At 52.3% G+C, this 241-nt stretch carries 1 pseudogene; it reads left to right on the top strand.

What is annotated here, in order from left to right:
- A pseudogene (locus GFJ99_RS13585) lies at positions 1 to 241 on the top strand (hypothetical protein); the annotation flags it as partial.

Raw genomic sequence — 241 nt, 5'->3', positions numbered from 1 at the left:
GTTGAACGCAGCAAAAACCATCTGGTTCAGGCACAGCGCGCCTGCCTTGCGCTACTGAGTGAGCAAAAACGCTACGGCAGTGACCGGCTTGAAAACGCTTGCGCACTGGCCCTTAGCCGTCAGCTCCCTTATATACCGGTCATCAAAAAGCTGCTGAAAACCAGTGAAGATATGCGCTGGCAACCTGATGAACCCCAAACAATTATCCCCGGCACGCACATCAATATCCGTGGCTCAAAAT

Source organism: Flavobacterium sp. LMO6 (assembly GCF_009495795.1).
Classification (GTDB): domain Bacteria; phylum Bacteroidota; class Bacteroidia; order Flavobacteriales; family Flavobacteriaceae; genus Flavobacterium.
Note: the sequence above shows the minus strand (reverse complement) of the source record. Positions and strands in the feature narration are given on the sequence as shown.